Genomic DNA, 1,040 nt, shown 5'->3' on the forward strand with positions numbered 1-1,040 from the left:
GACATAAGTACGTGAAGATATTCGGAGGCTCGATGTCATCAAGCGCAATGAGTGCAGCCTCACGAAGTTCATCTAATGTGTCGAAGAGACGGTTTCCAAGAGACTGATCGAGCCGTCGCCAACACTCTTCCGCGGGGTTCAGCTCCGGTGAACCCCGCGGAAGGTAAGACAGTTCGATCGGCGTTCCCTCGACGAATTCCTGCACTGCGTTAGCCGTGAAATACGACGCGTTGTCTAAGACAACGCAGATTTTCTCGCCGAATTCGGTCTGGAGAGCGTCTAGCAAGCGAATCGTCGTGTCGCTGTTGAAGTTCTCGGCACAGGGCAGAAAGAACGTCTCGCCGGAATCGCTAACTGCACCGAGCAGCTTGATGCTGTCCCACGCGCCCGTCACCGGCAGTGACGGGCGCTCTCCTTCAGGAAACCACGCATAGATCAGCGACGAAAGCACCTGGCGCGTCTGATCGATAGTCAGGATTGTGTATTCGTCGTCCAGGTTGTCGCGCTTTTTTTGAAGCCTTCTTGCCAGGCTTCTTGGGCTCTCTCGTCGGATTTGTAGAACTCCGGCCGGGCTGTCTTCCAGGACAGCCCGGCCTCGGAAATCAGTCGTCGGACGTGACGTTCACAGTACTCAACGCCGAATTCCTCAGACAGATAGTGACGCGCCAATGGAACAGACCACGCGGGCGCGTCGTATCCGGCTTCTTCGGGCGACTCGTGAAGAGCCTCGACGAACTGCTCGTGTTCTTTCTCAGAAAGTTTGGACGGCCTGCCGTCTCGTGGTTTGTCATAGACAACCTCCTCGAACGGCTCGTCGGCGAGCCGTTCGAGTCGGGTGAACCACTTTGAGGCCCAACTACTGGAAAATCCGTAGAGGTCGGCAGCATCTGTTTGCGTCAGATCGTCGATCTCCTTGTAGGTGATCGCAACCATGATCCGCTTTGTTGCGTCGGCTTCATCGACCTCCGCCAAGATCTGGCGGAGGTCTTCGACAGAGACGTTCTCCAGCCTCGCCATACCTCTTCTCGTGGCTGGAGTTC

The 1,040-nt window shown here is 56.2% G+C and carries 1 protein-coding gene; it reads right to left on the minus strand.

The features are described from left to right. Positions 1-1,017 (minus strand): IS630 family transposase gene (locus VJ162_RS18420; RefSeq protein ID WP_324666286.1). Its coding sequence is split into 2 segments (ribosomal slippage), with 1,018 coding nucleotides annotated over them: positions 1-513 and positions 513-1,017; the frame shifts between segments, so codons are not numbered across the junction. This gene is flagged as partial in the annotation. Positions 1,018-1,040 lie beyond the last annotated feature (23 nt).

The sequence above is a fragment of the Haloarcula sediminis genome, assembly GCF_035656455.1.
In the GTDB taxonomy this organism is placed as follows: domain Archaea; phylum Halobacteriota; class Halobacteria; order Halobacteriales; family Haloarculaceae; genus Haloarcula; species Haloarcula sediminis.